Source organism: Micromonospora sp. NPDC003776 (assembly GCF_053605645.1).
This window is the reverse complement of sequence record NZ_JBSGJR010000794.1, coordinates 1-2,421: the sequence shown is the minus strand read 5'-3', so window position 1 is coordinate 2,421 and position 2,421 is coordinate 1. Positions and strand designations below refer to the sequence as shown.

The 2,421-nt window shown below is 76.4% G+C and carries 4 protein-coding genes; 3 read left to right on the top strand and 1 reads right to left on the bottom strand.

The window, feature by feature from the left end; genetic code table 11:
* Window positions 1-713: SAM-dependent methyltransferase (locus ACWEVO_RS35005; protein ID WP_452311694.1), on the bottom strand; the 713-nt coding region annotated here is incomplete at its 3' end.
* 129 nt (window positions 714-842) lie between these two features.
* Between ACWEVO_RS35005 and ACWEVO_RS35000 the strand changes: the two genes are divergently transcribed.
* The 3 genes from ACWEVO_RS35000 to ACWEVO_RS34990 form a co-directional block, all read left to right on the top strand.
* Window positions 843-1,724 carry a universal stress protein gene (locus ACWEVO_RS35000; RefSeq protein WP_452311693.1) on the top strand — a complete coding sequence of 294 codons (882 nt, stop codon included), beginning with the start codon at window positions 843-845 and terminating at the stop codon, window positions 1,722-1,724.
* A 63-nt stretch (window positions 1,725-1,787) separates the two neighbouring features.
* Entirely contained in the window at window positions 1,788-1,997 is a 210-nt protein-coding gene (locus tag ACWEVO_RS34995; RefSeq protein ID WP_452311692.1) for a phosphatidylethanolamine-binding protein, read from the top strand.
* Window positions 1,994-2,421, top strand: a 428-nt coding sequence (locus ACWEVO_RS34990) for a hypothetical protein (protein WP_452311691.1), incomplete at its 3' end; no start/stop codon positions are given. The genes ACWEVO_RS34995 and ACWEVO_RS34990, both read left to right, overlap by 4 nt.

The following is a 2,421-nucleotide window of genomic DNA, read 5'->3' as shown; positions in this document are numbered from 1 at the left end:
AAGGCGTCCGGCACCGGCTCCGGGGAGCCCTCCGCCCGCCACCGGGCGACCGGCACGATGCCGTCGGCCGTCGGCGCCCAGCGACCGAGCAGCGGGGCGAACGCCGCCGGCGGCCGCATCCGGAACGCCGGCCCCATCATGGCCAGCGCCTCCGGGTACGCCGCCAGCTCCTCGCCGTCGAAATCGATCGCCAGGAAGCTGCCGGGGGCGACCGCCTCGTACAGCTCGTCGAGGGTGCGGGCCAGGGTCGCGTCGTGCAGGAAGGCGGCCAGCCCGAGGAAGACCACCCCGACCGGTCGCCTCCCCCACCCCGGGACGAACCGGTGCAGCTGGGCCGGGTCGACGGTGCCGATGTCGGTGGCGTCGCCGAAGCCGTAGCCGGCCCGGTCGCTCTCGGCGAGCAGACGCTGGCCGAGGCGGATGGTCACCGGGTCGACGTCGGTGTAGAGCACGGTCGCGTCCGGGGCCGCCTCGTGCACGTTGCCCCGGGTCGGCACGCCGGCGCCGAACACCAGGAAGCCGTCCACCCCCTCGCTGGCGATCGCCCGGACCGCCCGGCCGAGGAAGTCGCGCAGCGACCGGAAGATCGCCGCGCAGGGACCGTACGCCCCTTCGAAGGCCCGGGCCGCGGCCACGTCGACCGGGAAGTGGTGCTCCCCGCCGAGCCAGAAGTCGATCATGCGGGCGGTGCTCGGCTGGTCGGGTTCGGCCATCGACGAGGGTCCCTTCCGGGGGCGGTGGGGGTCAGCGTACCGACGGGTCGGCTCCGGCGGTATCGGCCCGGGGACGCCGCACCGGCCGGGATACTGGCCGCGAGCGGGCGGCGGCCAGGGAGGTACGGGGTGAACTCGGCGAACGGCGCGGCGGTGGTGGTCGGCGTGGACGGCTCGGAGCCGGCGCTGCGGGCCGTCCGCCTGGCCGCCGGCGAGGCCGCCCGACGGCACCGGCCGCTACGGGTGGTGCACGGGTTCATCTGGCCGCTGCTGCGCGTACCCGTGGGGGCGCCGGCCGAGGGCCCGCCCACCGGCGGCCTGCGCCACCAGGCGGAGGAGATCGTCGCCACGGCGGTCGCCGAGGCCGAGCGGGCGGCACCCGGGGTGCGGATCTCCGGGGAGATCATCGACGGCGAGGCCGCCGCGGCGCTGCTCGGTGAGGCCCCCACCGCCACGATGATCGTGGTCGGCGACCGGGGTCTGGGCGGGTTCGCCGCCCTGGTGGTCGGCTCGGTGGCGATCCAGGTCGCCCAGTACGCCGACTGCCCGGTGCTGGTGGCCCGCGGCGCCGAGCGTACCGCCGGCCCGGTGGTGGTCGGCGTGGACGGCACGGCGCTGTCCCGAGCGGCGGTCGAGTTCGCCGCCGAGGAGGCGGCCGTCCGGGGCGCCCGGCTGCACGCCGTGCACGCCTACACCCACCCCGCCTCCAGCGGGCCCGGCGACATGCAGCCGCTGGTCTACGAGGAGGGCCAGCTGCGCGGCGAGGAGGACCGGACACTGGCCGGGTCGCTCACCGGGCTGGACGAGCGCTGGCCGCAGGTGCCGGTGACCCGGGAGGTGGCGCACGGCCGACCCGTCCGCGTGCTCACCGAGGCCTCCCGCACCGCCCAACTGGTCGTGGTCGGTGGGCAGGGCCGCAGCGAGCTGACCGGGCTGCTCCTCGGTTCGGTGAGCCAGGGAGTGCTGCACCACGCCGACTGCCCGGTGGCGGTGCTGCGCTCCCCCGGCTGAACGGTTGGCCGCCCCCTCGACGGGTAGACGGTCGGGAAGCCACTGCGACCGGAGGAGGCAGGGATGCCAGGACCACGGCCGGGCAGCAACGCGTACGACAAGGAACGCGCGCGTCTGCGCGATCTGATCGAGAATTCCGGACGCGCCGCCGACCAGGAGGCGAACCAGGTCGCGAACCGGATCCTGCAGGACGACCGCGGCCAGCGCGGCATCGTCCGGGGCGAGCGGACGTTCGGACCCAAGAGCGAGCGCGAGCCGGGCGACCCGAAGTGAGGGTCGCCCCGGTCGTCGACGGCGCCATCGCCGGCGCCGTCGGCAGCGCCGCGCTGAACATCGTCAGCTACCTGGACGTCGCGGTCCGGGCCCGCCCGCTGAGCAGCACGCCGGAACAGACCGCCGGGCGGATCGCCGACCTCGCGCACGTCGACCTCGGACCCGAGGACCGGGCGGCCACCCGCCGCTCGGGTATCGGGCCGGTGGTCGGCTACGGCATCGGCATCGCCGCGGGCGCGGCCTTCGGTGCGCTGGCCGCCCGGCGCCGGATCCCGCTGCCGATGGCCGTCGGCCTGCTCGGCGGTGGGGTGATGGCGACCTCGGACGGGTCGCTGGCGGCGCTGCGGATCAGCGACCCGCGCACCTGGCGGGGCGCCGACTGGCTGGCGGACATCGTGCCGCACCTGGCGTACGGAATGGCGGC

What these genes read in the sequence shown, in the direction of transcription:
- ACWEVO_RS34995 (WP_452311692.1), top strand. Translation starts at nt 1,788, where the DNA reads ATGCCAGGACCACGGCCGGGCAGCAACGCGTACGACAAGGAACGCGCG.